Below are 25,768 nucleotides of genomic sequence, written 5' to 3'. Positions count from 1 at the left end.
TCCTTCCTTCCGGGGTTGCGTGCGCCACCCTGCCGCCGGCCACCGACATCTGCGTCCGGGCGCGATCGCGAGCGTGACGGGCCGTCGCGTCCGTGGTGCGGCGTAGGGTCGAGAGCATGAGCATGCACGGCGGCGGTGGGCGGGGCAGCGCCGCGCGCGCGGCGGGCGGTGGCGGGGGCGGCCGGCGCATCGGCACGGCCGACGAGCAGACGCAGCGCGCGATCAACGCCGACGCGCCGAAGATCCCGCACCTGCTGCGCCGCATCGCGGGCCTCTTCGCCGCGCACAAGGCCGCGCTCATCACGACCGTCGCCCTCGTGCTGGTCGGTGCGGCCCTCAGCGTCGTGCCGCCGCTGCTCACCCAGCGTGCGTTCGACGACGGCCTGTTCCCGGTCGACGCCAGCGGCGAGGCATCCGGCCCGAACCTCTCGGCGCTGACCTGGATCGTGGTCGCGATGATCGCCGTCTTCATCGTTTCGGCGCTGCTGGGCGTCTGGCAGACCTGGCTCACCGCGACCGTCGGCAACCAGGTGATGGGCGCGCTGCGCGTGCGCCTGTTCAGCCACCTGCAGGCCATGGAGCTCAGCTTCTTCACCCGCACGAAGACGGGCGTCATCCAGTCGAGGTTGCAGAACGACGTCGGCGGAGTGGCATCCGTGCTGACCAACACCGTGTCGAGCGTGCTCGGCAACACCGTCACGGTGATCAGCGCCTTCGTGGCGATGCTGCTGCTGAACTGGCAGCTCACCCTCATCGCGCTCGTGCTGCTGCCCGTCATGGTGATCGCGCAGCGGCGGGTCGGCCAGGTGCGCGCTCGCATCGCGGCCAAGACGCAGGAGTCGCTGTCCGAGATGACCGCGATCACGCAGGAGACCCTGAGCGTGTCGGGAATCCTGCTCGCCAAGAGCTTCACGCGTCAGCAGAGCGAGATCGACCGGTACGCCGACGAGAACCGCACCCAGATCGGGTTGCAGGTGCGCCAGCAGATGACCGGCCAGTGGTTCTTCGCGATGGTGAACATCTTCATGTCGGCAGTGCCCGCGATCGTCTACCTGCTCGCCGGGTGGCTCATCGCGGGCGGCGTCGCAGACATCACGGCGGGCACGATCGTCGCGTTCACGACGGTGCAGGCCCGGCTGCTCTTCCCGCTCATGGGGCTCATGCGGGTCGCCCTCGACCTGCAGACCTCGAGCGCGCTCTTCGCGCGCATCTTCGAGTACCTCGACCTGCGGCCATCGATCACGGACGCCCCGAAGGCGAAGGATGTCCCGCAGGGCCCCGAGCTCGGGCGGGTGGAGTTCGACCACGTGTCGTTCCGGTACCCGGATGCCGACGACGACTCGCGCCCGACCCTCGACGACGTCTCGTTCACGATCGAACCCGGACAGTACGCCGCGTTCGTCGGGCCGTCGGGCGCGGGCAAGACCACCGTGTCCTACCTCGTGCCGCGGCTGTACGAGGCATCCGGCGGTTCGGTGCGCTTCGCCGGGGTCGACGTGCGCGACCTGCGGCAGACCTCGCTCGTGTCGAACATCGGCATCGTGAGCCAGGAGACCTACCTCTTCCATGCCACGATCGCCGAGAACCTGCGCTACGCGAGGCCCGACGCCACCGACGCCGAGCTGGAGGCCGCGGCGCGTGCCGCGAACATCCACGAGACCATCGCGTCGTTCCCCGACGGCTACGACACCGTCGTGGGCGAGCGCGGCTACCGCCTCTCGGGGGGCGAGAAGCAGCGCATCGCGATCGCGCGCGTGCTGCTGAAGGACCCGGCCGTGCTGCTGCTCGACGAGGCGACGAGCGCGCTCGACACCATCAGCGAGCGCGTCGTGCAGGCGGCGCTCGACGACGCCGCTCGCGGGCGCACCACCATCGCGATCGCGCACCGGCTCTCGACCGTGGCATCCGCCGATGTGATCTTCGTCGTGGTCTCGGGCCGCGTCGTCGAGCGCGGCACGCACGCCGAGCTCCTCGCCGAGGGCGGCGTGTACGCGTCGCTGTACCGGGAGCAGGCTGACCGGCCCGAGGTGCCGGCGAACTGAGGCGGCCCCCTCGCTCCGCGAGACGCGCGCTTCCGGTGGCCCCACCGCGCCCGCCTCGCTAGGGTGAGGAGCATCGCGGTCGGAGGGGGACGCCCGCAATGGACGAGCAGCGCGCGACGCGTTCGACGGGTCCGAGCGCGCCCGCGGTCGAGCCGCCGAAGACCGGTGCGGTGCCGGCGGCCGGCGGCGCATCCGCGTCCGGTGTCGCGCCGGCGACGGGCGCCGTGCCCGCCGCCGCGACCTCCGCCCGTCGCCGGCGCCGCGGAATCAGCATCCAGTCGAAGCTGCTCATCATCCTGCTGGTGACGAGCCTGCTGTCGGCGCTCGTGGTCGGCGTGATCGGCTGGATCAGCGGCCGCGATTCGTTGCGCGCCGCCGCCTACGACGAGCTCACGACGATCCGCGAGTTCCGCACCGCCGAGCTGCTGCGCACCCTGCGCGACTTCGAGGCGGGCGTCCGGGTGGCCGCGGCGAACGCGAGCGCCGAGATCGCGTCGGCCGAGTTCAACCGCGCGTTCGCCGACCTCGAGCAGACCGACATCTCCCAGGCCGACGCCGAGCGACTGCTCGACTGGTATCAGACCTCGTTCGTGCCGAAGCTCGAGGAACGGTCGGGCGAGACCTTCGATGCCCGCGCCCTCGTGCCGTCGAGCCCGGCCGGGCAGTACCTGCAGTTGCGGTACACGGTGCCGACCGACCCGTACGAAGACCAATCCGCGGCCACCGCCGTCGAGGACGCGGGCGACGGCAGCGCCTGGTCGGCGGTGCACGCGCGGTTCCATGACTACTTCACCCGGCTCGTCGACAACTTCGGGTACGTCGACGTGCTGCTCATCGACGACCGCGGCCGGGTGGTCTACACCGTCGACAAGGGCATCGACCTCGGCACCGACCTGCAGAGCGGGCCGTTCGAGCGCACCGCGCTCGCCGACGCGTATCGCGAGGCGCTGCGGTCGGGCAGCACCACGACGGTCGCGACGACCGACTTCGAACCCTATGTGCCGTCGCTCGACGTGCCCACCGCGTGGGCGGTGTCACCGGTGGGCGACGCGGGGGACATCACGGGGGCGCTCGCGGTGCAGGTGCCGATCGCGACGATCGACGACGTCATGACCGGCGACGAGGGGTGGGAGCAGCAGGGGCTCGGCGAGACCGGTGAGGTCTTCCTCGTCGGCGCGGACGGGTTGATGCGCTCGAACTCGCGGCCGCTCATCGAGGATCCCGACACCTACGCCGAACGGGTCATCGACCGCGGCACGCCCCCGCGCGTCGCCGAGCAGGTCGTCGCGGCGGGCAGCACCGTCCTGCTGCAGCCGGCGTCGTCGCCCGCGGTCGCTGCGGCGCTCGCCGGCGGCACCGGCGTCATGTCGAGTCAGGAGTACATCGGCGGCACGAGTCTCGTCGCGTATGCGCCGTTCGACGCGGCCGACGTCGAATGGGTGATGGTGGCGCGCATGGAGGCGAGCGAGGCGTTCGCACCGGTCGACGTCTTCACCCGCACGCTGGTGCTCACGACGCTCGGCATCATGCTCGTCGTGAGCCTGCTCGCACTGCTGCTCGCGCAGGCGTTCACCCGGCCCATCCGCCGACTGGGCGAAGCGGTGCGCAGGGTTGCCGGCGGCGACCTCGACGTGAAGGTGCAGACGAACACTCGAGACGAGTTCGGCGACCTCGGCTCGGCGTTCAACGACATGGCGAAGAGCCTGCGGGTCAAGCAGGACCTCATCGACCAGCAGAAGGCCGACTACGACAAGCTGCTGCTCACCCTCATGCCCGCGTCGGTCGCGCGGCGGTACCGCAAGGGCGAGGACGCGATCGCCGAGGAGCACCAGGATGTCTCGGTCGTGTACGCCGAACTCATCGGATGGGACGACTTCGCCGACTCACTGGGCGGCGAGGCCGGGGTGTCGCGCCTGAACGAACTGGTGCACAGCTTCGACGAGGCCGCCGAGCGCATCGGCGTCGAGAAGGTGCGGCCGCTGCGCGAGGGTTACCTCGCGAGCTCGGGGCTCATGGTTCCGCGTATCGACAACGTGCGGCGGGCTGTCGACTTCGCGGTCGAGCTGCATGACGTCGTCGAGCGGTTCAACGCCCGCAACGACGCGAAGCTCGCGATGCGCACCGGCGTGGCGACCGGCACCGTGACGGCCGGGCTGGTCGGCCGCACCAGCCTCGCGTACGACCTCTGGGGCGCGGCGGTGAACCTCGCCCACCGCGTGCAGGCGGTGACCGGCGAGCCCGGCATCTTCGTGAGCGAGAGCGTGCGCGACGGCATCGGCGATGCGATGCGTTTCGAGCAGGCCGGAACCGTCGACGCGAAAGACGGCCGGCAGGCGGTCTGGAAAGTCGTTCGAGAGGCCTGACCATGGACGCGGGCGTCGACACGGGGTGGGTGATCTGGGCGATCGCGATCGCGGTCGGGATCCCGCTCGTGCTCGTCGTGCTCACCGAGGTGCTCGCCGAGCTCACCCGACGCCGCAACCCGGCCGCCGGCCCGGTGCGGTTCCTGCGCAACTGGGTGGTGCCGGTCGCCGCGGTGCTGGTGTTCCTGCTGTTCGCGGTGCAGCAGCCGGCCGAGCAGGTGGGGGTGCGGCTCGTCGCGACGCTGTTCGGATTCCTGCTCATCCTGCTCGTGCTCGCGGCGTTCAACGTGGCGCTGTTCCAGAACGCACGGGCGGGCACCTGGCGCGACCGGATCCCGAACATCTTCGTGTCGATCGTGCGGGTGCTGCTCATCCTCGTCGGGCTCGCGCTGATCTTCTCGTGGGTGTGGGGCGCCGACGTGGGCGGGTTCTTCACCGCGCTCGGCGTGACGTCGATCGTGATCGGCCTCGCGCTGCAGAACGCGGTGGGCAGCGTGATCTCGGGGTTGCTGCTGTTGTTCGAGCAGCCGTTCACGATCGGCGACTGGCTCGACACGGGCGACGTGCGCGGTCGGGTGATCGACGTGAACTGGCGCGCCGTGCACATCGAGACGCCGTCGGGCACGCGCATCGTGCCGAACGCATCGCTCGCCGACGCCTCGTTCACGAACCTCAGCCGGCCGCCGAACGGGTACCACGTGTCGGTCGACATCGCGTTCGGCGTCGACGACCCGCCGTTCGACGTCATGGCGGTGCTCGCCGAGGTCGCCGGCGCGCTGCCCATGCTCGCGCCGGGCGGCAGGCCGGTCGCCCGCTACAACGGCGAGAGCGCCTACACGGTCGACCTGCCGCTGCGCAGCCCGGCGGTGGCCGCCGAGGCCCAGGGCACGTTCCTCGCGTGGCTCTGGTACGCCGCGAGGCGGCGGCGCCTCTCGCTCGACGGGGATTCCACGGATCCGGTCGCCGACCCCGAGCGGCTGCGGGCCGCGGTCGACCAGGTCGCGCCGCTGCTGCACCTCGACGGGCCGGCGGCCGAGGCGGTGCTCGCCGACTCGCACCTCGAGCGGTACGGCGTCGGCGAGGCGGTGCAGCGGGTCGGGGTCGTGCCTCGGCACCTGCGCGTCGTCGTCGAAGGCCGCATGCAGCTCTGGGTCATGGCGGGCGACCAGCGGATCGACATCGCGACGGCGGAGGCGGGGGAGTACGTCGGGCACACGTCGCTCACCCGCGAGCCCGCGTTCGTCGGTGCGACCGCGCTGGACGTCACGACGGTGCTCGTGATCCCGCGCGCCACGCTCGACGCGCTGGTCCGCTCCCACCCCGAGCTCGCGCGCAGCATCGGCCGCGTGATCGAGAAGAAGCGTCGCCTGGCCGAGCAGGCGGTCGCGACCGCGGGCGTCGCACGCGGCAGCCTGCTCGGGTGAGTCGGGCGGATGCCGCGAAGCGGCGTGCGAGCGGATGCCGCGACGGATGCCGCGAACGGAATACGCCGCGACGTGGCATCCGGTCGCTTCGCTATGGATAGAGTGGTGCGCGTGATCCGTCTCTCGTGTTGTCGTCGCTAGCCACCCTCCCGCGACCCCGCAGGCACGAGCGGCGCAACGGCGCGCGCGACCCAAAAGGACTGACCACATGCGCTATGCAGAGAACATCGCCGACCTCGTCGGCCACACCCCCCTCGTCAAGCTGAACCGCGTCACCGCGGGCGCGACCGAGGCCACCGTGCTCGCCAAGGTCGAGTACCTCAACCCGGGCGGCTCGGTGAAAGACCGCATCGCGTCGCGCATGATCGACGCGGCCGAGCGCGACGGACTCCTGAGGCCCGGGGGCACGATCGTCGAGCCGACGAGCGGCAACACCGGCGTCGGCCTCGCGCTCGTGGCGCAGCAGCGCGGCTACCGGTGCATCTTCGTGGTGCCCGACAAGTTCGGCGAGGAGAAGCGCAACGTGCTGGCCGCCTACGGCGCCGAGGTGGTCGTGACGCCGACGTCGGTCGCGCCCGACAGCCCCGAGTCGTACTACGGCGTCTCCGACCGGCTCGCCCGCGAGATCCCGGGCGCCTTCAAGCCGAACCAGTTCGCGAACCCGAACGGGCCGCGTGCGCACTACGAGACCACCGGCCCCGAGATCTGGCAGGACACCGAGGGGCGGGTGACGCACTTCGTCGCGGGCATCGGCACGGGTGGCACGATCACCGGCACCGGCCGTTACCTGCGCGAGGTCTCGGGCGACCGGGTGCGCGTGATCGGGGCCGACCCCGAGGGTTCGGTGTACTCGGGCGGCACCGGCCGACCGTACTTCGTCGAGGGTGTCGGCGAGGACATGTGGCCCGACACCTACGACCCCGCCGTTCCGAACGAGGTGCTCGCCATCAGCGACGCCGACTCGTTCCGGATGACGCGTCGGCTCGCGCGCGAGGAAGGCCTGCTGGTCGGCGGCTCGAGCGGCATGGCGGTGGCCGCGGCGCTGCAGGCCGCGAAGGGCGCGTCGCCCGCCGACGTGTTCGTCGTGCTGCTGCCCGACGGCGGCCGCGGGTACCTCGGCAAGATCTACAACGACAAGTGGATGCGTGCGTACGGCTTCGGCAACGCGCCATCCGGTCACAGCGTCGCCGATCTGCTGGCGGCGAAGGCCGACCGCACCGCCCCGCTCGTCTACGCGCACCCCGCCGACTCGGTGCGCGAGGCCATCGACCGGATGACCGACACGGGCGTCTCGCAACTGCTGGTGCTCTCGGCCGAGCCGCCCGTCGTGCTCGGCGAGGTGCGTGGCGCGGTGCACGAAGACGAACTGCTCGAGCTGGTGTTCTCGGGCCGGGTGAAGCTCACCGACCCCGTCACCTCGGTGATCGGCGAGCCGCTGCCCCTCATCGGCGTGAACGAGCCGGTCGCGGCGGCGCGGCAGGCGCTCGGCGATCGGCCCGCGCTGCTGGTCGCCGACGGCGGCAAGGCGCTCGGCGTCGTGACTCGCGCCGACCTCCTCACCTACCTCTCCCACTAGAGCTTTTTTCAGGAGTTTTCGCGGGCTTCGCCGCGAAGACGGCCTGATTCAACCCTTCATCATTGATTTCGACCAGAAACGGATGTCACGAGCATGAGCGTTCCTGAAAAGAGTGCGGGTGGGTTCGACACCCGTGCGATCCACGCCGGGCAGGCCTTCGACCCGACGACCGGTGCGGTCATCCCGCCCGTCTACCTCACTTCGACGTACGTCCAAGACGGCATCGGGGGCCTGCGCAACGGGTACGAGTACTCGCGCGGCGGCAACCCCACTCGCACCGCCCTCGAGACGCAGCTCGCGGCCCTCGAGGGAGGCATCCGCGGCCTGTCGTTCGCGTCGGGCCTCGCCGCCGAGGACGCGCTGCTGCGTACCGTGCTGCGCCCCGGCGACCACGTGGTGATCGGCAACGACGTCTACGGCGGCACGCACCGGCTCATCCGCCGCATCTTCGGCGAGTGGGGCGTGACGCACTCGACGGTCGACACGAGCGACGTCGCCGCGGTGGAGGCGGCGATCGAGCTCGGCACGACCAAGGTGCTCTGGGTCGAGACCCCGTCGAACCCGCTCATGAAGATCAGCGACATCGCGGCGCTCGCCGAGGTCGGCCACGAGGCCGGGCTCGTCACGGTCGTCGACAACACGTTCGCGAGCCCCGCGCTGCAGCAGCCGATCTCGCTCGGCGCCGACGTGATCGTTCACTCGACCACGAAGTACCTGGGCGGGCACTCCGACGTGATCGGCGGTGCGCTCGTGTTCGCGGCCGGGCAGGAGGAGCTCGCCGAGCGCGTCGAGTTCACGCAGTTCGCCGCGGGCGCGGTCTCGGGGCCGTTCGACGCGTTCCTCACCTCGCGCGGGATCAAGACGCTCGGCATCCGGATGCAGCGGCACTCGTCGAACGCGCACGCCATCGCCGAGCGGCTCGTGGGGCACCCCGGCGTCGCGCGCGTGCTGTACCCCGGCCTGCCCACGCACCCGGGACACGAGCTGGCCGCCCGCCAGATGTCGGGCTTCGGCGGCATGATCTCGATCGAGCTCGCGGGCGGGGCGGCGGCCGCCCGCCGGTTCGCCGAGTCGACACGCGTGTTCCAGCTCGCGGAGTCGCTGGGCGGCGTCGAGTCGCTCGTCAACTACCCGTCGGAGATGACCCACGCGTCGGTGCGCGGCACCGAGGCCGAGGTGCCCGAGTCGATCGTGCGGCTCTCGGTCGGCATCGAGGACGTCGACGATCTGCTCGCCGACATCGACCAGGCGCTCGCCGCGCTGTAGCGCGCAGCGCTCGATGGGTGGCCGACGCGCTTGGCAGGATCTCACCGAAGGTGGGCGGCGCTGCCAGCACCGCGTGTCGGCGGGATGCCCCAGACTGAACCCGTGACCACGATGACGGATGCCCCGAGCACTGCGGCGACGCCGAATCACGGCACGCTCGGGCTGGGCCAGGGCACCGCCCTCTACGTCGCGAGCGTGCTCGGCACCGGCATTCTGGCGCTGCCCGGCCTCGCCGCTGCGGCGGCCGGTCCGGCTTCGGTCCTCGCCGTCGCGGCCGTGCTGGTGCTGTCGATCCCGCTCGCGGGCACGTTCGCGGCGCTCGCGTCGCGGTTCCCCGACCCCGGCGGGGTGGCGAGCTACGCGCGTCGAGTGTTCGGCGACACCGTTGCGCGTATGACGGGGTACTGGTTCTTCTTCGGCGTCTGCGTCGGCGCTCCGGTCGTGACGCTGCTCTGCGGCGAGTACGTGGTGGCCGCGCTCGGCGTCGATCGGTCGGCGGTGCCGTTCATCGCCGCGGCGATCTTCGTGCCGCCGTACGTGATCAGCTGGTTCGGCGTGCGGGTCGCCGGCTGGGTGCAGCTCGTGCTCACCGGCCTGCTGCTCGCCGTCGTCGTCAGCGTGGTGGCGCTCACCTTCCCGCACGTCGAGGCCGGGTCGTTCGCTCCCTTCCTGCCGAACGGCTGGGCCGGTGTGGGCACGGCGATCAGCCTCTTCGTGTGGGCGTTCGCCGGGTGGGAGGTCGGCACCCACATCGCCGGCGAATTCACGAACCCGCGCCGCGTCATCCCGCTCGCCACAGCCATCGCCATCGTCGTCGTGGGCCTCGGCTACCTTGCGCTGCAGATCGTGACGGTCGGCGTGCTGGGCGATCGTGCGGGCGCCGGCGTCGTGCCGCTCATCGATCTGGTCGACGTCGTGCTGCCGGGCATCGGCCCGGCGATCGTCGCGGCGATCGCGGTCATCGTCACCACCGGCGTGATGAACGCCTACCTGCCCGCCTTCGGCAACCTCGGTGCCGCCCTCGGCCGCGACGGCGACCTGCCCCGCTTCTTCGCCAAGGGGGCGGCAGGCGGCGAGGTGCCGCGCCGGGCGCTCGTGCTCTCGGGCTCGGTGACCCTGGTGTACTTCGTGCTCATGGTCGCCAACGGCGGTGAGCTGTCGACGTTCATCCTCATCCACACCAGCAATATGGTGGCCATCTACTTCGTCGGCATGCTCGCGGCGACCCTGCTGCTGCGGCGCTGGAGCGTCGGCTGGTGGCTGGCCGTCGTCGCGACCGTGCTCACCGCGGGCCTGCTGGTGCTCGCCGGCGCGAACCTGCTCGTGCCTGCCGTGCTGGCCATCGCCGCCATCGCCGTCACCGTCGTCCGGCGCATCCGTCGCGCACGCCGCATTCGTCCCGTCCGCCGCCGCATCCAGAATCCGGACACCACATGACCGAGTACCGCGCCGTCTTCGATGCCGACATCGCCTTCCTCAACGGGGGCGGGCTGCGCACCGAGGGCTTCCGCCTCGACCTGCCCGCCGCCGACCTCGACGCCGACGAGATCGGCCGGCTCCTCGTGCGCCACCTCGGGCTCGCGATGGTCGGGCGCGTCGATCTCCGGAACCTCGAGGTCGTCGAAGAGGCGCACAAGGGCTCACGCGGCATCGCGCCGGCGCCCGAGCAGGGCGGGAGCGGGCCGGATGCCTCGAGCCCGCGCCGGCTCGTCGACCTCAGTCATCCGATCCGCGCGGGGCTCGTGACGTATCCGGGCATCCCGGCGCCGACGATCACGCCGCACCTCACCCGCGAGGCGTCGCGTGCGGTGTACGCACCGGGCACCGAGTTCGAGATCGACCTCATCACGATGGCCGGGAACACCGGCACCTATCTCGACAGCCCGTTCCACCGGTACGCCGACGGCGGCGACCTCGCCTCGCTGTCGCTCGACACGCTCGTCGGGTTGCGCGCCGAGGTCTTCAGGCTGACGGATGCCGCGGAGCGCGGAATCCCGGCCGAGGCCTTCGCCGACCGGGTCGACGACCTGAGCGGTGCCGCCGTGCTGCTGCACACCGGATGGGATGCGCGCTTCGGCCGACCCGAGTACGGCGTCGGGTCGCCGTTCCTCACCGAGGCCGGGGCGCGGTACCTGGCGGAGGCCGGGGTCGTGCTCGTCGGCATCGACGCGCTCAACATCGACGACACCGAGTCGGGCGGCGAGCGGCCGGCGCACTCGATCCTGCTCGGGGCGGGCGTGCACGTGGTCGAACACCTCACCGGACTCGCGGGGGTGCCGCCGCGCGGGGCCCGGTTCACCGCCGTGCCGCCGCGCGTCGAGGGCTTCGGCACCTTCCCGGTGCGTGCGTTCGCCGAATTGCCCTGAGTCGTTCCGCTGGTCGGGAAACGGGTGCACGTTCGTCGCGCGGCGGGCCGTGGTGGCGAGCGGAACCGGTGTGCGTGAGGATGGAGGAATGATCGCTCCCGAGTACGCCCTGCGAGACGGCAACCGCATCCCGGCTCTCGGGCTCGGCACCTACGGGTTGAACGACGAGGCGGGCGTCGACGCGGTGCTCGCCGCCATCGACGACGGATACCGTCTGCTCGACACGGCGTACAACTACGGAAACGAGCAGGTCATCGGCGATGCGGTCGCTCGCACCGACGTCGACCGCAGCGACCTCATCATCACGACCAAGCTGCCCGGCCGCCATCACGGCTACGACGAGACGCTGCAGAGCTTCGAGGAGTCGCGGCGCCGGCTCGGCGTCGAGTGGATCGACCTGTACCTCATCCACTGGCCGAATCCGAGCGTGGACAAGTACGTCGAGTCGTGGCGCGCGATGATCTCGCTTCGCGAGAAGGGGCTCGCACGCTCGATCGGGGTCTCGAACTTCACCGAGCAGATGCTCACCCGCCTGGGTGACGAGACCGGCCTGCTGCCGGTCGTCAACCAGGTCGAACTGCACCCCTACTTCCCGCAGGGCGAGTTGCGCGCCTTCCACGACGAGCACGGCATCCGCACCGAGAGCTGGAGCCCGCTCGGCAAGCGCAGCGCGCTGCTCGAGGAGCCCGTGATCACCGAGCTCGCCGCGCGCCACGGCGTCACGCCCGCCCAGCTGGTGCTGCGCTGGCACGTCGAGCTCGAGACGATTCCGATCCCGAAGTCCGCCGACGCGGTCCGGCGTCGGTCGAACCTCGACGTGTTCGGCTTCGAGCTCGCGCCTGAAGAGGTCGAGGCGATCTCCGCGCTCGAACGCGGCCGGCTGTGGGGCGCCGACCCGAACACGCACGAGGAGATGTGACGGCGCACGACGAGCAGGCGACGGATGCCGCGGGGCACGAGACATCCGATCGCCCTGCCGTGCTCGACGCATCGCACCCGGTGATCGAGCGCGCCGCCGCGCGCGCCCGCGGTCCGCTCTCGCCGCCGTTCACGTGGCTGTCGATCGGCATGTTCGCGCTGATCTTCATCGCCGCGTTCGAAGCGATGGCCGTGACGACGATCATGCCGATCGTCGCGCGCGACCTCGGTGGTGAGGCGCTGTTCGCCCTCGCGTTCGCCGTTCCGATGGCGGCCGGCATTCCCGGCATGGTGATCGCCGGCAACTGGACCGACCGTGCCGGCCCGCTGCCGTCTCTCGTCACGGCGGCGGCGCTGTTCGTCGTGGGGCTGGTCATCGCCGGCACCGCGACCGACATGGGCGTGTTCATCGTCGGTCGGTTCGTGCACGGACTGAGCGGGGCGGCGGTGATCGTGCCGCTCTACGTGATCGTCGCGAGGGTCTACCCCGAACGCCTGCGCGCCCGCGTCTTCGCCGGGTTCGCGGCGGCGTGGGTCATCCCGTCGATCGTCGGGCCCGCGCTCGCGGGGCTCGTGGTCGAGGCGTTCACCTGGCACTGGGTGTTCCTCGGCGTCATCGTGCTCGTGCTGCCCGCGGCAGCCATGGTGCTGCCGCCTCTGCTGCGCGTGCGGGAGCAGGTACGCGGCGATCGGTCGGTGCGGTGGAGCCTCGGGCGGGTCGGATGGTCCGTGCTCGCGGCTGCGGCAGCGCTCGGCGTCTCGGTGGCGAAGGAGCTCGGGCCACCGTGGCAGTGGGTGCTCGCTGCGGTCGCGATCGCGGTCGTCGCGGTCGCGATCCGCCCGCTGATGCCGCGCGGCACGCTGCGTGCGGTGCGGGGCATGCCGGCGACGATCCTGCAGAAGCTCGTGGTCGCCGGAGCGTTCTTCGGCGCCGAGATCTACCTGCCCTACCTGTTCATGGAACGGTACGACTTCAGTCCGAGTCTCGCGGGCGCGGTGCTGACGGGTGCCGGCATCTCGTGGGCGTTCGCGTCGTGGCTGCAGGGGCGGCTCGGCGAGCGGGTGTCGAACACGCAGGCGATCGTCATCGCCGCGATCGCCCTGGCGGTCGCGCTGGCGACGGTGTTCGCCGTCGCCCTGTTCACGCTGCACCCGGCGATCGCGTTCGCCGGATGGACGCTCGCGGGAGCGGCGATGGGCTTCATGTACCCGAGGTTCAACGTCGAAGTGCTGTCGCTGTCCAAGCGCACCGAGCAGGGCTTCAACTCGGCTGCGCTCACGATCGCCGAGTCGATCGGCGCCGCGACGGCCCTCGCCGTGACGGCGCTCGTGACCAGCGCGGTGGGCCAGGGAGTGTTCGAGGCCGACTTCGCCGTGACGCTCGCGATCGCGCTCATCGCGGTGGTGCTCGCGCCGCGGGTGCGGCCGCCGGGCTCGGGCGAATCCGTGCGGGGCGGCCGCGAGCCCGGTATGTGACTCGTCACACGGGTTGCCGCAGCGCGTTCCCGCCCCGAGGTGCCACCGCATCCGACCCCGTCGGGATGCGGCTCGCGGTGTGTGTGCATAATGGAGTGCCATCGCATGTGAACGTGAACATGCAGCGAACCGGTCGCGAAGCCGGCCACGGACGGAGGGCGCATGCCGAGCATGCGAGATGTGGCGCGGCTCGCCAACGTGTCGCATCAGACGGTCTCTCGCGTCATCAACGAGCACCCGAGCCTGCGACCCGAGACCCGCCAGCGCGTCCTCGACGCGATGGAGGCGCTGCAGTACCGGCCGAATCGCGCCGCGCGCGCCCTGGTCACGAGTCGTTCCCGCACGATCGGCGTGCTGCTCGGCACTCGCGGCGAGTACGGGCCGTCGTCGTCGGTCGCCGCGATCGAGGAGGCGGCTCGCGAGGCCGGATACCTCGTCAACACCGCGAACCTCGCCGACGGTTCGCCCGAAGCGCTCGTCGAAGCCGTCGACCACCTGCTCGAGCAGGCGATCGAGGGGCTCGTCGTCATCGCGCCGCAGGTGCGGGTGTTCGACGTGCTCAGCGACCTCAGGGTCGGCCTGCCCTTCGTCAGCCTGCAGTCCGAGCCCGGCGAACTGCGCACCGAGACCTCGACGCATCAGATGCATGGCGCCCGACTCGCGACCGAGCATCTGATCACGCTCGGACACCGCGAGATCGTGCACGTCGCCGGCGCCCAGGACTGGATCGAGGCCGACAGCCGGATGCGCGGGTTCCTCGACGCGATCTCCGACGCCGACCTGCGCACCCATCCGCCGGTGCTCGGCGACTGGACCGCCGAGTTCGGGTACTACGCGGGCCGCGAACTGGCGAGGCGACGTGATTTCACGGCGGTGTTCGCGGCGAACGACGTGATGGCGATCGGGCTCATGCACGGCTTCCGAGACGCCGGGCTCGACGTGCCGCGCGCGGTCAGCGTGGTCGGCTTCGACGACATCCCGCTCGCTCCGCACGTCTGGCCGCCGCTCACCACGGTGCACCAGGATTTCCAAGCGCTCGGCCGCAGGGCGGTCGCGCTGCTGCTCGACGAGATGCACGGCACCTCGGAGGCGTCGGAGCACGAGGTCGCGCACCGGCTCGTGGTGCGCGCGTCCGCTGCGCCGCCGCTCGCAACTTAGCCGCCGTCGTGCCGACTTGACACGTGTCGTGCTGAGATGCATGATGGCACGCGCGATGTGAACGTTAACACGAACATCGCAGCCGCACTCCGGCAGCACCGCCCAATCACCACCGCCTGCACGATCATCGACAGCGAGGTCACTGTGAACGACACGCCCGCGATTCTCGAGATGCGCTCCATCACCAAGGAGTTCCCCGGGGTCAAGGCACTCTCCGACGTCTCGATCACCGTGCGCGCCGGAGAGGTCCACGCCATCTGCGGCGAGAACGGCGCGGGCAAGTCGACGCTCATGAAGGTGCTCTCGGGCGTCTACCCGCACGGCACCTACACCGGTGAGATCTGGTTCCAGGGCGACATCGTCGAGTTCAAGGACATCCGCGCCTCCGAGCGCGCCGGCATCGCGATCATCCACCAGGAGCTCGCGCTCATCCCCGAGCTGTCGATCACCGAGAACATCTTCCTCGGCAACGAGATCGAGCGCGCCGGCCGCATCGACTGGGTCGAGGCCAAGCGCGAGGCGATCCAACTGCTCGCGCGCGTCGGCCTGCGCGAGAACCCCGACACGAAGATCAAGCACCTCGGCGTCGGCAAGCAGCAGCTCGTCGAGATCGCCAAGGCGCTCGCGAAGAACGTGAAGCTGCTCATCCTCGACGAGCCGACCGCGGCCCTCAACGAAGACGACTCGCAGCATCTGCTCGACCTGATCCTCGGCCTGAAGGCCAAGGGCATCACGTCGATCATGATCAGCCACAAGCTCAACGAGATCGAGCAGATCGCCGACTCGATCACCATCATCCGCGACGGCCAGACCATCGAGACCCTCGACGTCGCCGCCGGCGGGGTCGATGAAGACCGCATCATCCGCGGCATGGTCGGCCGTTCGCTCGAGAGCCGCTTCCCCGACCGGACGCCGAAGATCGGCGAGGTGTTCTTCGAGGTCAAGGACTGGACGGTCCAGCACCCGCAGGTACCCGAACGGCTCGTCGCGAAGGGCTCGAACCTCACCGTCCGGCGCGGCGAGATCGTCGGCCTCGCGGGGCTGATGGGTGCCGGGCGCACGGAGCTGGCGATGAGCCTCTTCGGTCGCTCGTACGGCACCTACCTGTCGGGCACGATCGTCAAGGACGGCCAGGAGATCGTGCTGAAGGACGTCGAGTCGGCCATCGACCACGGCCTTGCGTACGTGAGCGAGGACCGCAAGGTGCTCGGCCTCAACCTGCTCGACTCGATCAAGCGCTCGATCGTCTCGGCGAAGCTGTCGAAGATCGCCAAGCGCGGCGTCATCGACAATTCGCGGGAGCACGGCATCGCCGAGGACTACCGCAAGCGCCTGCGCATCAAGACCCCGACCGTCGAGGCCGGCGTCTCGAAGCTGTCCGGCGGCAACCAGCAGAAGGTCGTGCTGGCCAAGTGGATGTTCACCGACCCCGACCTGCTGATCCTCGACGAGCCCACCCGCGGCATCGATGTGGGCGCGAAATACGAGATCTACACGATCATCCAGCAGCTGGCCGCACAGGGGAAGGGCGTCATCCTCATCTCCAGCGAGCTGCCCGAGCTGCTCGGCATCGCCGACCGCATCTACACGGTGTTCGAAGGCCAGATCACCGATGACATCCCCGCATCCGAAGCGACCCCGGAGAACCTCATGCGCAGCATGACCTCCGCGAAGAAGAAGGCGAACGCATGACCAGCCCCAGCGCCCCCACCGAGAAGAAGAGCGGCGGCCTCTCCGACATCCGCAAGATGTTCGGCGGCGGCCAGTCGAGTGCTCGTCAGTTCGGCATCCTCGGCAGCCTCATCGTCATCATCGTGCTGTTCCAGGTGCTGACGTACATCTACAAGGGCCAGGGCCTGACGCTCTCGTCGACGAACCTGATCAACGTCGTCAATCAGTACTCCTACATCCTGATCCTCGCGATCGGCATGGTGATGGTCATCATCATGGGGCACATCGACCTGTCGGTCGGTTCGGTGGCCGCGTTCACGGGCATCGTGGTGGCCAAGGCGATGAACGAGTGGAGCGTGCCGTGGCCGCTCGCGATCGTGCTCGGCCTCGTCGTCGGCGCGCTGATCGGCGCCTGGCAGGGCTTCTGGGTCGCCTATGTCGGGGTACCGGCGTTCATCGTGACGCTGGCCGGCATGCTCATCTTCCGTGGCGGCAACCAGTGGATCGGCCAGTCGACCACGACGCCCGTGCCGCAGGAGTTCACCTTCATCGGTGCCGGTTACCTGCCCGAGCTGCCCATCCCGCTGCCGTTCAACGTGCTCACCATGCTGCTCGGCGTCCTGGGCGCAGGCTGGATCATCTGGAACGAACTCCGCGTGCGTGCGCAGCAGAAGCGCACCGGCGGCGACATGGCTCCCGCTTGGGTGAGCGTCCTCAAGGTCGTGCTGCTCGCCGGCGTGATCCTGTGGGCCGCGTGGCTGTTCGCGACCGGCCGCCCCGGCACGAGCTTCCCGATCTCGGGCATCATCCTCGTCGTGCTCGTCATCATCTACTCGTTCGTGACGAACAACACCGTCTTCGGCCGTCACATCTACGCGGTCGGCGGCAACCGCCTCGCCGCGTCGCTGTCGGGCGTGAAGGACCGCCGGGTCGACTTCTTCGTGATGATGAACATGTCGGTGCTGGCCGCGCTGGCCGGCATGATCTTCGTCGCCCGTTCGACCGCGTCGGGCCCGCAGGACGGCAACGGCTGGGAGCTCGACGCCATCGCCGCCGTCTTCATCGGTGGCGCGGCGGTCTCGGGTGGTATCGGCACCGTGATCGGCTCGATCATCGGTGGCCTCGTGATGGCGTTCCTGAACAACGGCCTGCAGCTGCTCGGCGTCGGCGCCGACCTGGTGTCGATCATCAAGGGCCTCGTGCTGCTCATCGCGGTCGCGGTCGACGTGCTGAGCAAGCGCGGCGGCCGGGCCTCCATCCTCGGCATCTGGTCGGCGCGCCGCGCGGCGCGCGCAGAGGCCCCAGTACCTCCCGCCGTCGTGCCGTCGGCCGGGACCAACGAGACGAGCCAGCCGGCCGACCTCACGCGGCAGTGATTCGCGTGACGCGTTCGGGCCGGAGCATCCGGCCTCATCTCACAACCAAGAGAAAGTGACTGATCAATGAAGAGAATCGCTTTGGCAGCGACCGCTGTCGCGGCGGCCGCGGCCCTCGCGCTGACCGGCTGCTCCTCGGAGCGCGGTGGCACCGACGGCGGCGACGCGACCGAGGCCGCGGGCTTCGCAGCCGACGCCACGATCGGCGTGGCCCTGCCCGACAAGACCTCGGAGAACTGGGTGCTCGCGGGCGGCCTGTTCGAGGACGGCCTGAAGGCGGCCGGCTTCACCCCCGACGTGCAGTACGCACCCGCGTCGAACACCGTCGCCGAGCAGCAGAACCAGATCTCGGCCATGGTCACCAACGGCGCCAAGGTCATCGTCATCGGCGCGAAGGACGGCAAGCAGCTCGGCACGCAGCTCCAGCAGGCTGCCGACGCCGGCGTCACGATCATCGCCTACGACCGCCTGATCGAGAACACGCCGAACGTCGACTTCTACGTCGCGTTCGACAACTTCAAGGTCGGCCAGCTTCAGGGCGAGGCGCTCCTGCAGGGCCTCGAGCAGCGCTCGGGCCACGCCGCTCCGTGGAACATCGAGCTGTTCTCGGGCTCGCCCGACGACGCGAACTCGGCGGTCTTCTTCAACGGCGCCATGGACGTGCTGCAGCCGAAGATCGACGACGGCACGCTGGTCGTGGTGTCGGGCCAGACCGACATCCAGCAGACCGCGACCCAGGGTTGGAAGGCCGAGAACGCCCAGAGCCGCATGGACTCGCTGCTCGCCGCGAACTACGGCGACAAGAACATCGACGGCGTCCTCTCGCCGAACGACACCCTCGCTCGCGCGATCATCACGTCGGCTAAGCAGGCCGGCAAGGACATCGCGACGATCACGGTGACCGGTCAGGACTCCGAGGTCGAGTCGGTCAAGTCGATCATGGCCGGTGAGCAGTTCTCGACCATCAACAAGGACACCACGCTCCTGGTCGAGCAGACCATCAGGATGATCCAGCAGCTCCAGGCGGGCGAAGAGGTCGACGTCAACGACACCGAGCAGTACGACAACGGTGTGAAGGTCGTCCCTGCGTACCTGCTCGCTCCGGTCATCGTGACCAAGGAGAACGCGGCCGAGGCGTACGCCAACAACCCGAACCTCCTCGAGATCGTCAACGCCGCGCAGTAAGCAGCAGCGCGATCGCGACGGCGGCCCCCGCTCCGGTTCGGAGCGGGGGCCGCTTCGGCGTGGGGCGGGCGGGCCGGATGCTTCGGGCCGGATGCTTCGGGCCAGGCGTCAGTTCGCGGCGCGGCGCGGGGGAGTGAGGCTGCGCCCGCCGAGGAATTCGACCAGTTCGACGGCGGTGGCCTCGAGTACGCTGCCGCGGCCGAATTCCCAGCCGGCGTCGGTGGCGCGCAGCGCGTGTTCGCGGATGACGGCTCGGATCTCGGTCGGCGCCGCGGTGGCGAGGTAGAGCGATACCGCACCGCTCGTGAGCGGGGCGAGCCGCGCCGGCTCGCCGACCTCGCGCGCGAGGTCGAGGTACAGCAGCACGGCTCGGGCCAGGAAGCGCACCGGTACCTTGCGTCCGTTCCTGGCGTCCGCGGCCAGCGCGCGCAGCCGGTCGGGCAGCTCCGCGCCGGCGGTATCGGGTGCGCCGCGAGCGCGCAGCCGATCGACGTCGCCGATCGCGACACCGGGCTCGGGCAGCCGATCGGCGATGAGCGCCGCCTGTTCGAGCACTTCGGCGTACTCGATGCGACGGTCGGAGTGCACTCCGGACTCGTCGACGCGCTCCTTCCAGGAGAGCGGCAGGAAGCGCATGTAGTCGCTCATCCCCCCATTATGGATGTGACCGTCATGAATGTGACCGTCACATTCGGGGCATACTGGTGCTGACGATGTGATCGAGCACGTCCGGAGCGAGGAACGGTGTCCGAGGAAGCCACGCGGGGCCGTGCCCCCAGCATCCGCGATGTCGCGCGCCTCGCGGGGGTCTCGCATCAGACCGTGAGCCGGGTGCTCAACCACCACCCGAGCATCCGCCCGGCGACGAAGCAGCGCGTGCTCGATGTGATGGCCGAACTGCAATACACGCCCAACCGCGCCGCGCGCGCCCTGTCGACCAGCCGGTCGCGTACCATCGGCATCCTCTCGTCCGCCACCACGCAGTACGGCCCGGCGTCGGCGATCGCCGCGATCGACGCGGCCGCCCGCAATGCGGGCTACTGGGTCAGCACGGCGAGCATCGAATCGCCCGACTCCGACTCGATCTCGGCGGCGCTCGCGCACCTCGCCGCGCAGGGCGTCGAGGGGCTCGTCGTCATCGCCCCGCAGGCGCGCGTGTTCCGCACGCTCGCACGCATGCGGATCGAGGTGCCCTACGTCGCGCTGCAGACCAGCGGCGACCCCGACCGCGCCATCTCGGTCGACCAGATCGAGGGCGCGCGGCTGGCCACCAGGCACCTGATCGAACTCGGGCACCGGCACATCTACCACCTCGCCGGTCCGCAGGACTGGATGGAGGCCGAGGCGCGGATGCGCGGATTCCTCGACGAGATGGGCGCGCACGACGTGCCGATGACGGCGCCCATCCTCGGCGACTGGTCGGCGGCGTTCGGGTACCACGCGGGGCGTGAGCTGCTGACGGTTCGCGACTTCACGGCGGTGTTCGCGTCGAACGACCAGATGGCGCTCGGCGTCATGCACGCCGCGCGCGAGGCCGGTCTCGACATTCCACGCGACCTGTCGATCGTCGGGTTCGACGACATCCCCGACGCGGCGCACTTCTGGCCGCCGCTGACCACCGTGCGGCAGGACTTCGCCGAACTCGGCCGCCGCTGCGTCGCCGTGCTGCTGGGCGACCTCGACCCGAATCTCGAGGGCGTCGCGGCGACCATCTCGCCCGAGCTCATCGTGCGCTCGAGCACGTCGTTCCCCGCGTTCTGAACGGCGGAGGGCGCGCGGCTCGGCGCGCCGCGAGGCATCCGCGCGTTACCAAGCCGTGACCCGACCGGATTGACAGACCCTGCGATCGTCCGGTTACGATAGCGGTCTGAATGTGACCGGTCACATTGAACCGCCATCCGTGACGAAGGAGTCCCCATTGCTCGCCGCCCCTGACGCCGCCCGCCTCGAGGTCGCGATCGCGCGCACCCGCGCCGATGTCGCGAAGCTGCACGCCGAGCTCGTGCGGTACGGGCTCGTCGTCTGGACGGGCGGCAACGTGTCGGGCCGGGTGCCGGGTGCGGACCTGTTCGTGATCAAGCCGTCGGGTGTCTCGTACGACGAGCTCGCGCCCGACAACATGATCCTCTGCGACCTCGACGGCAACGTCGTGCCGGGCACGCCCGGCGCCGAGCGCTCGCCGTCGAGCGACACCGCCGCCCACGCGTACGTCTACCGCAACATGCCCGAGGTCGGCGGGGTCGTGCACACCCACTCGACGTACGCGACCGCCTGGGCCGCGCGCGGCGAGGAGATCCCCTGCGTGATCACGGCCATGGCCGACGAGTTCGGCGGGCCGATCCCCATCGGGCCGTTCGCGATCATCGGCGACGACTCGATCGGCCGGGGCATCGTCGAGACCCTCCGCGGGCATCGCTCGCGCGCAGTGCTGATGCAGAACCACGGTCCGTTCACGATCGGCGTCTCGGCGAAGGACGCGGTCAAGGCCGCCGTCATGGTCGAGGACGTCGCCCGCACGGTGCACCTCGCCCGCTCGCAGGGCGAGCTCATCCCCATTCCGCAGGAGTCGATCGACCGACTCTACGACCGGTACCAGAACGTGTACGGACAGGCGAGCGACGCACGTCGCGACACCCCTTGAGACTTGCCGACCCCGCCCGGGGGACGCGAGGGATGCGATCGGCATGGACGCGGCCGCATCCGACTTGTCACCGAGACAACGACGTCCATGACTGACACAGTGAAAGGACACATCGTGAAGATCACGAAGAAGGTGCTCCTCGCCACGATCGCCGCGGGCTCGATGCTCGCTCTGGCTGCCTGCTCGGGCACCAGCGGCGGCGGCGAGGGCGAGGGTGACGGGGGCCTGATCGGCGTCGCCATGCCCACCAAGTCGTCGGAGCGTTGGATCCAGGACGGCGACGCCGTCAAGGAGCAGCTCGAGGCGCAGGGCTTCAAGGTCGACCTGCAGTACGCCGAGGACGACATCCCCACCCAGGTCTCGCAGATCGAGAACATGATCACCAAGGGTGCCGAGGCGCTGATCATCGCTTCGATCGACGGCACCACGCTCAGCGAGGTGCTGCAGCAGGCGGCCGACAACGACATCCCGGTCATCGCGTACGACCGCCTCATCCGCGACTCCGAGAATGTCGACTTCTACGCGTCGTTCGACAACTACATCGTCGGCGTGCAGCAGGCGACCTCCCTGCTCTACGGCCTCGGCCTCACCGACCTCGAGGGCGAGCCCGCCGCCGACGCGTCGTCCGGGCCCTTCAACATCGAGCTGTTCGCCGGTTCGCCCGACGACAACAACGCCACGTTCTTCTGGAACGGCGCGATCGACACCCTGCAGCCGTACATCGATGAGGGCACCCTGGTCGTGAAGTCGGGTCAGACCGACTTCGAGCAGGCCGCCATCCTCCGCTGGGACGGCGAGGTCGCGCAGGAGCGCATGGAGAACCTGCTCACCTCGACGTACTCCGACGGCTCGCAGGTCAACGCGGTGCTCTCGCCCTACGACGGCCTGTCGCGCGGCATCATCTCGGCCCTCACCGACGCCGGGTACACGGTCGGCGACGGCTGGCCGATCATCTCGGGCCAGGACGCCGAGCTCGACTCGGTCAAGGCGATCAAGGCGGGCGAGCAGTTCTCGACCATCTTCAAGGACACCCGCAAGCTCGCCGAGGTGGCCGTGAACATGGCGACCGCGCTGCTGAACGGCGAAGAGCCCGAGGTCAACAACACGACCGACTACGACAACGGCGTGAAGATCGTCCCCTCGTACCTGCTCGAGTCGCAGATCGTCGTCAAGGACAACATCACCGAGGTCCTGGTCGACAGCGGCTACTGGACCGAAGCGGAGATCGGCGGCTGAACCCGCTGAACCCGTGACCGCCCGGTGGGGGGAGCACTAGGCTTCCCCCACCGGACGGTCCTTCACTCGGCAACGAAGCAGGAGCAAGGATGACTGACAACATTCTCGAGATGCACGGCATCACCAAGACCTTCCCCGGGGTCAAGGCGCTGTCGAACGTGAACCTCGGGGTCGCCCGCGGCGAAGTGCACGCGATCTGCGGCGAGAACGGCGCCGGGAAGTCGACGCTCATGAAGGTGCTTTCGGGGGTCTACCCGCACGGCACCTACGACGGCGACATCGTGTTCGAGGGTGAGACGGTCGAGTTCAAGGGCCTCACCGACTCCGAGGCCGTGGGCATCGTCATCATCCACCAGGAGCTCGCCCTCAGCCCCTACCTCTCGATCGCCGAGAACATCTTCCTCAACAACGAGCAGAAGGGCCGCAACGGCCTGATCGACTGGAACCACACGAACTTCGAGGCCGCCAAGCTGCTGAAGCGAGTCGGCCTGCGCGAGAACCCGACGACCCGCATCATGAACATCGGCGTCGGCAAGCAGCAGCTCGTCGAGATCGCGAAGGCGCTCTCGAAAAAGGTGAAGCTGCTCATCCTCGACGAGCCGACCGCAGCCCTCAACGACGAGGACTCCGATCACCTGCTCGACCTGATCCTCTCCCTGAAGGACGAGGGCATCACCTCGATCATCATCAGCCACAAGCTGAACGAGATCCGCAAGGTCGCCGACACGGTCACGGTGATCCGGGACGGCAAGACGATCGAGACGATCGCCAAGCAGGAGGTCACGGAAGACCGGATCATCAAGGACATGGTCGGTCGCGACCTCGAGCACCGGTATCCCGATCACACGCCCGAGATCGGCGAGGAACTGCTGCGCGTCGAGGACTGGACCGCCCACCACCCGCAGGATCCGTCGCGCGTCATCGTCGACCGGGTCAACCTGAACGTGCGCGCGGGCGAGATCGTCGGCATCGCCGGCCTCATGGGAGCCGGGCGCACCGAGTTCGCGATGAGCCTGTTCGGCCACTCGTACGGCTCGAAGATCTCGGGCCGGGTGTTCCTGCGCGGCACCGAGATCAAGACCCGCACCGTCGCCGAAGCGATCGAGCACGGCATCGCGTATGCGACGGAGGACCGCAAGACCTACGGCCTCAATCTCATCGAGGACATCAAGCGGAACATCTCGATGGCGTCGCTGAAGAAGCTCGAGAAGGCCGGCCTCGTGAACGACAACGAGGAGTACCAGGTCGCCGACGGGTTCCGGAAGTCGATGAACATCAAGGCGCCGAACGTGCTCGTGCCGACCGGCAAGCTGTCGGGAGGCAACCAGCAGAAGGTCGTGCTGTCGAAGTGGATCTACTCCGACCCCGACGTGCTGATCCTCGACGAGCCGACTCGCGGCATCGACGTGGGTGCCAAATACGAGATCTACACGATCATCAACCGGCTCGCCGCCGCGGGCAAGGGCATCATCGTCATCTCGAGCGAGCTGCCCGAACTGCTCGGCATCTGCGACCGCCTGTACGCCCTCTCCGAAGGGCGCGTCACGGGCGAGCTGCCTGTCGACGAGGCGACGCCCGAGTCGATGCTCAAGCTCATGACCATGGAAAAGCCCCGCTGACCTGCGGACCATCAGGAGAATCCGATGACCAACACCCCCACGCAGACTCCGACCGGCCCGACCGGGGAGTCGCAGGCCGTCGGCGGCAACATCAACCCCGCCGACAACAAGTTCACGAACTGGCTGTCGCACGTGCTCAGCGATCTGGGTAAGAACGGCATCTTCATCGCGCTCGTCGCGGTGGTCGTGCTGTTCGCCGTCCTCACCGACGGCATCTTGCTGCGGCCGCAGAACATCTCGAACCTGATCGTGCAGAACGGGTACGTGCTCGTGCTCGCCATCGGCATGGTCATGGTGATCATCGCCGGGCACATCGACCTGTCAGTCGGCTCGGTCGCCGCGTTCGTCGGTGCCTGCTCGGGCGTGTTCGCCGTGCACTGGGGGCTGCCCTGGTGGCTCGCGATCATCCTCTCGCTCGGAATCGGCGCACTGGTCGGGGTCTGGCAGGGCTTCTGGGTCGCCTTCGTCGGCATTCCGGCGTTCATCGTGACGTTGGCGGGCATGCTCATCTTCCGTGGGCTGGCGCTCGTGGTGCTCGGCAACGCGAACATCGGCTCCTTCCCGACCGAGTACCGCGCGCTCGGCAACGGCTTCCTCTCGAACGTGTTCGGCGAGTTCGAGGTCGACCCGCTGACGCTCGGCGTCGGTGCGATCGCGATCATCCTGCTCATCGTGCAGCAGGTGCGCACGCGTCGCGGCCGGCAGAAGTACGGCCAGGACGTCGAGCCCATGCTGTGGTTCGTCACCAAGCTCGTGCTCGTCTCGGCGGCGATCGGCTGGTTCGCGTACGCGCTGGCCCAGTACAAGGGCATCCCGGTAACGCTCATCGTGCTCGGCCTGCTGGTGCTGATCTACAGCGTGGTCATGAACCGCACGGTGTTCGGCCGTCACATCTACGCGATCGGCGGCAACCGGCACGCGGCCGAGCTGAGCGGCATCAAGACCCGCCGGGTCGACTTCCTGCTGTTCGTGAACATGGGCCTGCTTGCGGCGCTCGCCGGCCTGATCTTCACCGCGCGGCTCAACCTGGCCGGCCCGAAGGCGGGCGATGGGTTCGAGCTCGAGGCGATCTCGGCGGCGTTCATCGGCGGTGCGGCCGTGCAGGGCGGTGTGGGCACGATCGGCGGTGCCATCATCGGCGGCCTCATCATCGGCGTGCTGAACAACGGCATGTCGATCATGGGCATCGGCATCGAGTGGCAGCAGGCCGTGAAGGGCCTGGTGCTCCTGCTGGCCGTCGCATTCGACGTCTACAACAAGCGCCGCTCGGGCGGTCGCTGACCACCCGATCCACCCGAAGGGGCCCCGTCGTCGGCGGGGCCCCTTCGTCGTGCGGCGAACTCCTGGATTGCGTGCGGAGGACTGGCCGGCATCACGTTGCCAGCCGGCTTCGTTAGCGCTAACATCGCAGTGTTCGCGCTGACGAAGCCTGAGACGAGGGAGTCCCGACC

At 69.5% G+C, this 25,768-nt stretch carries 19 protein-coding genes; 18 read left to right on the top strand and 1 reads right to left on the bottom strand.

Annotation, left to right across the window (positions count from 1 at the left end; translation table 11 throughout):
- Positions 1–116: 116 nt before the first annotated feature.
- The 13 genes from FLP10_RS05615 to FLP10_RS05555 all read left to right on the top strand — a co-directional run bounded on the left by FLP10_RS05615 (position 117) and on the right by FLP10_RS05555 (position 18,821).
- Positions 117–2,042, top strand: a complete 1,926-nt coding sequence (locus FLP10_RS05615) for an ABC transporter ATP-binding protein (RefSeq protein WP_246150211.1) — start codon at positions 117–119, stop codon at positions 2,040–2,042.
- A gap of 98 nt (positions 2,043–2,140) precedes the next feature.
- Positions 2,141–4,405, top strand: coding sequence for an adenylate/guanylate cyclase domain-containing protein (locus tag FLP10_RS05610; RefSeq protein WP_149159979.1), 2,265 nt, complete (start codon positions 2,141–2,143; stop codon positions 4,403–4,405).
- 2 nt (positions 4,406–4,407) lie between these two features.
- Positions 4,408–5,829 carry a mechanosensitive ion channel domain-containing protein gene (locus tag FLP10_RS05605; RefSeq protein WP_149159978.1) on the top strand — a complete coding sequence of 474 codons (1,422 nt, stop codon included), beginning with the start codon at positions 4,408–4,410 and terminating at the stop codon, positions 5,827–5,829.
- A gap of 208 nt (positions 5,830–6,037) precedes the next feature.
- Positions 6,038–7,405, top strand: coding sequence for a cystathionine beta-synthase (locus FLP10_RS05600; protein WP_149159977.1), 1,368 nt, complete (start codon positions 6,038–6,040; stop codon positions 7,403–7,405).
- Positions 7,406–7,498: 93 nt separating this feature from the next.
- Positions 7,499–8,671 carry a cystathionine gamma-synthase gene (locus tag FLP10_RS05595; protein WP_149159976.1) on the top strand — a complete coding sequence of 391 codons (1,173 nt, stop codon included), beginning with the start codon at positions 7,499–7,501 and terminating at the stop codon, positions 8,669–8,671.
- 111 nt (positions 8,672–8,782) lie between these two features.
- The gene (locus tag FLP10_RS05590) at positions 8,783–10,108 is read left to right on the top strand and encodes an APC family permease (protein ID WP_149162103.1); all 1,326 of its coding nucleotides are present in this window, start codon (positions 8,783–8,785) and stop codon (positions 10,106–10,108) included.
- Positions 10,105–11,037 (top strand): cyclase family protein, encoded by a 933-nt coding sequence (locus tag FLP10_RS05585; RefSeq protein WP_149159975.1) that lies wholly within the window; start codon positions 10,105–10,107, stop codon positions 11,035–11,037. The genes FLP10_RS05590 and FLP10_RS05585 overlap by 4 nt, the downstream gene beginning before the upstream one ends.
- A gap of 88 nt (positions 11,038–11,125) precedes the next feature.
- Positions 11,126–11,956, top strand: coding sequence for an aldo/keto reductase (locus tag FLP10_RS05580; RefSeq protein ID WP_149159974.1), 831 nt, complete (start codon positions 11,126–11,128; stop codon positions 11,954–11,956).
- Positions 11,953–13,431 (top strand): MFS transporter, encoded by a 1,479-nt coding sequence (locus tag FLP10_RS05575; RefSeq protein ID WP_246150210.1) that lies wholly within the window; start codon positions 11,953–11,955, stop codon positions 13,429–13,431. The genes FLP10_RS05580 and FLP10_RS05575 overlap by 4 nt, the downstream gene beginning before the upstream one ends.
- A gap of 162 nt (positions 13,432–13,593) precedes the next feature.
- A complete protein-coding gene (locus FLP10_RS05570; protein ID WP_149159973.1) occupies positions 13,594–14,589 on the top strand; it encodes a LacI family DNA-binding transcriptional regulator in 996 nt (331 codons plus the stop codon).
- A 171-nt stretch (positions 14,590–14,760) separates the two neighbouring features.
- On the top strand, positions 14,761–16,281 hold the full coding sequence (mmsA, locus tag FLP10_RS05565) for a multiple monosaccharide ABC transporter ATP-binding protein (RefSeq protein WP_149162101.1): 1,521 nt from the start codon (positions 14,761–14,763) through the stop codon (positions 16,279–16,281).
- Positions 16,278–17,636: a multiple monosaccharide ABC transporter permease gene (gene mmsB / locus FLP10_RS05560; RefSeq protein ID WP_149159972.1), complete on the top strand. Its 1,359-nt coding sequence runs from the start codon at positions 16,278–16,280 to the stop codon at positions 17,634–17,636. Before mmsA (FLP10_RS05565) ends, mmsB (FLP10_RS05560) begins: the two co-directional genes overlap by 4 nt.
- Positions 17,637–17,702: 66 nt before the next feature.
- Entirely contained in the window at positions 17,703–18,821 is a 1,119-nt protein-coding gene (locus tag FLP10_RS05555; RefSeq protein ID WP_149159971.1) for a substrate-binding domain-containing protein, read from the top strand.
- A 108-nt stretch (positions 18,822–18,929) separates the two neighbouring features.
- Here the strand turns inward: FLP10_RS05555 and FLP10_RS05550 are convergent, their stop codons facing one another.
- A complete protein-coding gene (locus FLP10_RS05550) occupies positions 18,930–19,469 on the bottom strand; it encodes a hypothetical protein (RefSeq protein WP_149159970.1) in 540 nt (179 codons plus the stop codon).
- Positions 19,470–19,565: 96 nt separating this feature from the next.
- Here FLP10_RS05550 and FLP10_RS05545 point away from each other — a divergent pair, with 96 nt between their 5' ends.
- The 5 genes from FLP10_RS05545 to mmsB (FLP10_RS05525) all read left to right on the top strand — a co-directional run bounded on the left by FLP10_RS05545 (position 19,566) and on the right by mmsB (FLP10_RS05525) (position 25,598).
- Complete coding sequence (locus FLP10_RS05545) at positions 19,566–20,582, top strand: LacI family DNA-binding transcriptional regulator (protein ID WP_149159969.1); 1,017 nt, start codon at positions 19,566–19,568, stop codon at positions 20,580–20,582.
- A gap of 157 nt (positions 20,583–20,739) precedes the next feature.
- Complete coding sequence (locus FLP10_RS05540) at positions 20,740–21,462, top strand: L-ribulose-5-phosphate 4-epimerase (RefSeq protein ID WP_149159968.1); 723 nt, start codon at positions 20,740–20,742, stop codon at positions 21,460–21,462.
- Positions 21,463–21,549: 87 nt separating this feature from the next.
- Entirely contained in the window at positions 21,550–22,698 is a 1,149-nt protein-coding gene (chvE, locus tag FLP10_RS05535; protein WP_281286467.1) for a multiple monosaccharide ABC transporter substrate-binding protein, read from the top strand.
- Positions 22,699–22,787: 89 nt separating this feature from the next.
- A complete protein-coding gene (gene mmsA / locus FLP10_RS05530) occupies positions 22,788–24,317 on the top strand; it encodes a multiple monosaccharide ABC transporter ATP-binding protein (RefSeq protein ID WP_149159967.1) in 1,530 nt (509 codons plus the stop codon).
- A 24-nt stretch (positions 24,318–24,341) separates the two neighbouring features.
- On the top strand, positions 24,342–25,598 hold the full coding sequence (gene mmsB / locus FLP10_RS05525) for a multiple monosaccharide ABC transporter permease (RefSeq protein WP_149159966.1): 1,257 nt from the start codon (positions 24,342–24,344) through the stop codon (positions 25,596–25,598).
- The last annotated feature ends 170 nt before the right edge of the window (positions 25,599–25,768 follow it).

The sequence above is a fragment of the Agromyces intestinalis genome, assembly GCF_008365295.1.
In the GTDB taxonomy this organism is placed as follows: domain Bacteria; phylum Actinomycetota; class Actinomycetes; order Actinomycetales; family Microbacteriaceae; genus Agromyces; species Agromyces intestinalis.
The sequence above is the reverse complement of the archived record's forward strand: the minus strand, read 5'-3'. Positions and strand labels throughout refer to the sequence as shown.

What these genes read in the sequence shown, in the direction of transcription:
- FLP10_RS05615 (WP_246150211.1), top strand. Translation starts at nt 117, where the DNA reads ATGAGCATGCACGGCGGCGGTGGGCGGGGCAGCGCCGCGCGCGCGGCG.
- FLP10_RS05610 (WP_149159979.1), top strand. Translation starts at nt 2,141, where the DNA reads ATGGACGAGCAGCGCGCGACGCGTTCGACGGGTCCGAGCGCGCCCGCG.
- FLP10_RS05605 (WP_149159978.1), top strand. Translation starts at nt 4,408, where the DNA reads ATGGACGCGGGCGTCGACACGGGGTGGGTGATCTGGGCGATCGCGATC.
- FLP10_RS05600 (WP_149159977.1), top strand. Translation starts at nt 6,038, where the DNA reads ATGCGCTATGCAGAGAACATCGCCGACCTCGTCGGCCACACCCCCCTC.
- FLP10_RS05595 (WP_149159976.1), top strand. Translation starts at nt 7,499, where the DNA reads ATGAGCGTTCCTGAAAAGAGTGCGGGTGGGTTCGACACCCGTGCGATC.
- FLP10_RS05590 (WP_149162103.1), top strand. Translation starts at nt 8,783, where the DNA reads ATGACGGATGCCCCGAGCACTGCGGCGACGCCGAATCACGGCACGCTC.
- FLP10_RS05585 (WP_149159975.1), top strand. Translation starts at nt 10,105, where the DNA reads ATGACCGAGTACCGCGCCGTCTTCGATGCCGACATCGCCTTCCTCAAC.
- FLP10_RS05580 (WP_149159974.1), top strand. Translation starts at nt 11,126, where the DNA reads ATGATCGCTCCCGAGTACGCCCTGCGAGACGGCAACCGCATCCCGGCT.
- FLP10_RS05570 (WP_149159973.1), top strand. Translation starts at nt 13,594, where the DNA reads ATGCCGAGCATGCGAGATGTGGCGCGGCTCGCCAACGTGTCGCATCAG.
- mmsA (WP_149162101.1), top strand. Translation starts at nt 14,761, where the DNA reads ATGCGCTCCATCACCAAGGAGTTCCCCGGGGTCAAGGCACTCTCCGAC.
- mmsB (WP_149159972.1), top strand. Translation starts at nt 16,278, where the DNA reads ATGACCAGCCCCAGCGCCCCCACCGAGAAGAAGAGCGGCGGCCTCTCC.
- FLP10_RS05555 (WP_149159971.1), top strand. Translation starts at nt 17,703, where the DNA reads ATGAAGAGAATCGCTTTGGCAGCGACCGCTGTCGCGGCGGCCGCGGCC.
- FLP10_RS05550 (WP_149159970.1), bottom strand. Translation starts at nt 19,469, where the DNA reads ATGAGCGACTACATGCGCTTCCTGCCGCTCTCCTGGAAGGAGCGCGTC.
- chvE (WP_281286467.1), top strand. Translation starts at nt 21,550, where the DNA reads ATGACTGACACAGTGAAAGGACACATCGTGAAGATCACGAAGAAGGTG.
- mmsA (WP_149159967.1), top strand. Translation starts at nt 22,788, where the DNA reads ATGACTGACAACATTCTCGAGATGCACGGCATCACCAAGACCTTCCCC.
- mmsB (WP_149159966.1), top strand. Translation starts at nt 24,342, where the DNA reads ATGACCAACACCCCCACGCAGACTCCGACCGGCCCGACCGGGGAGTCG.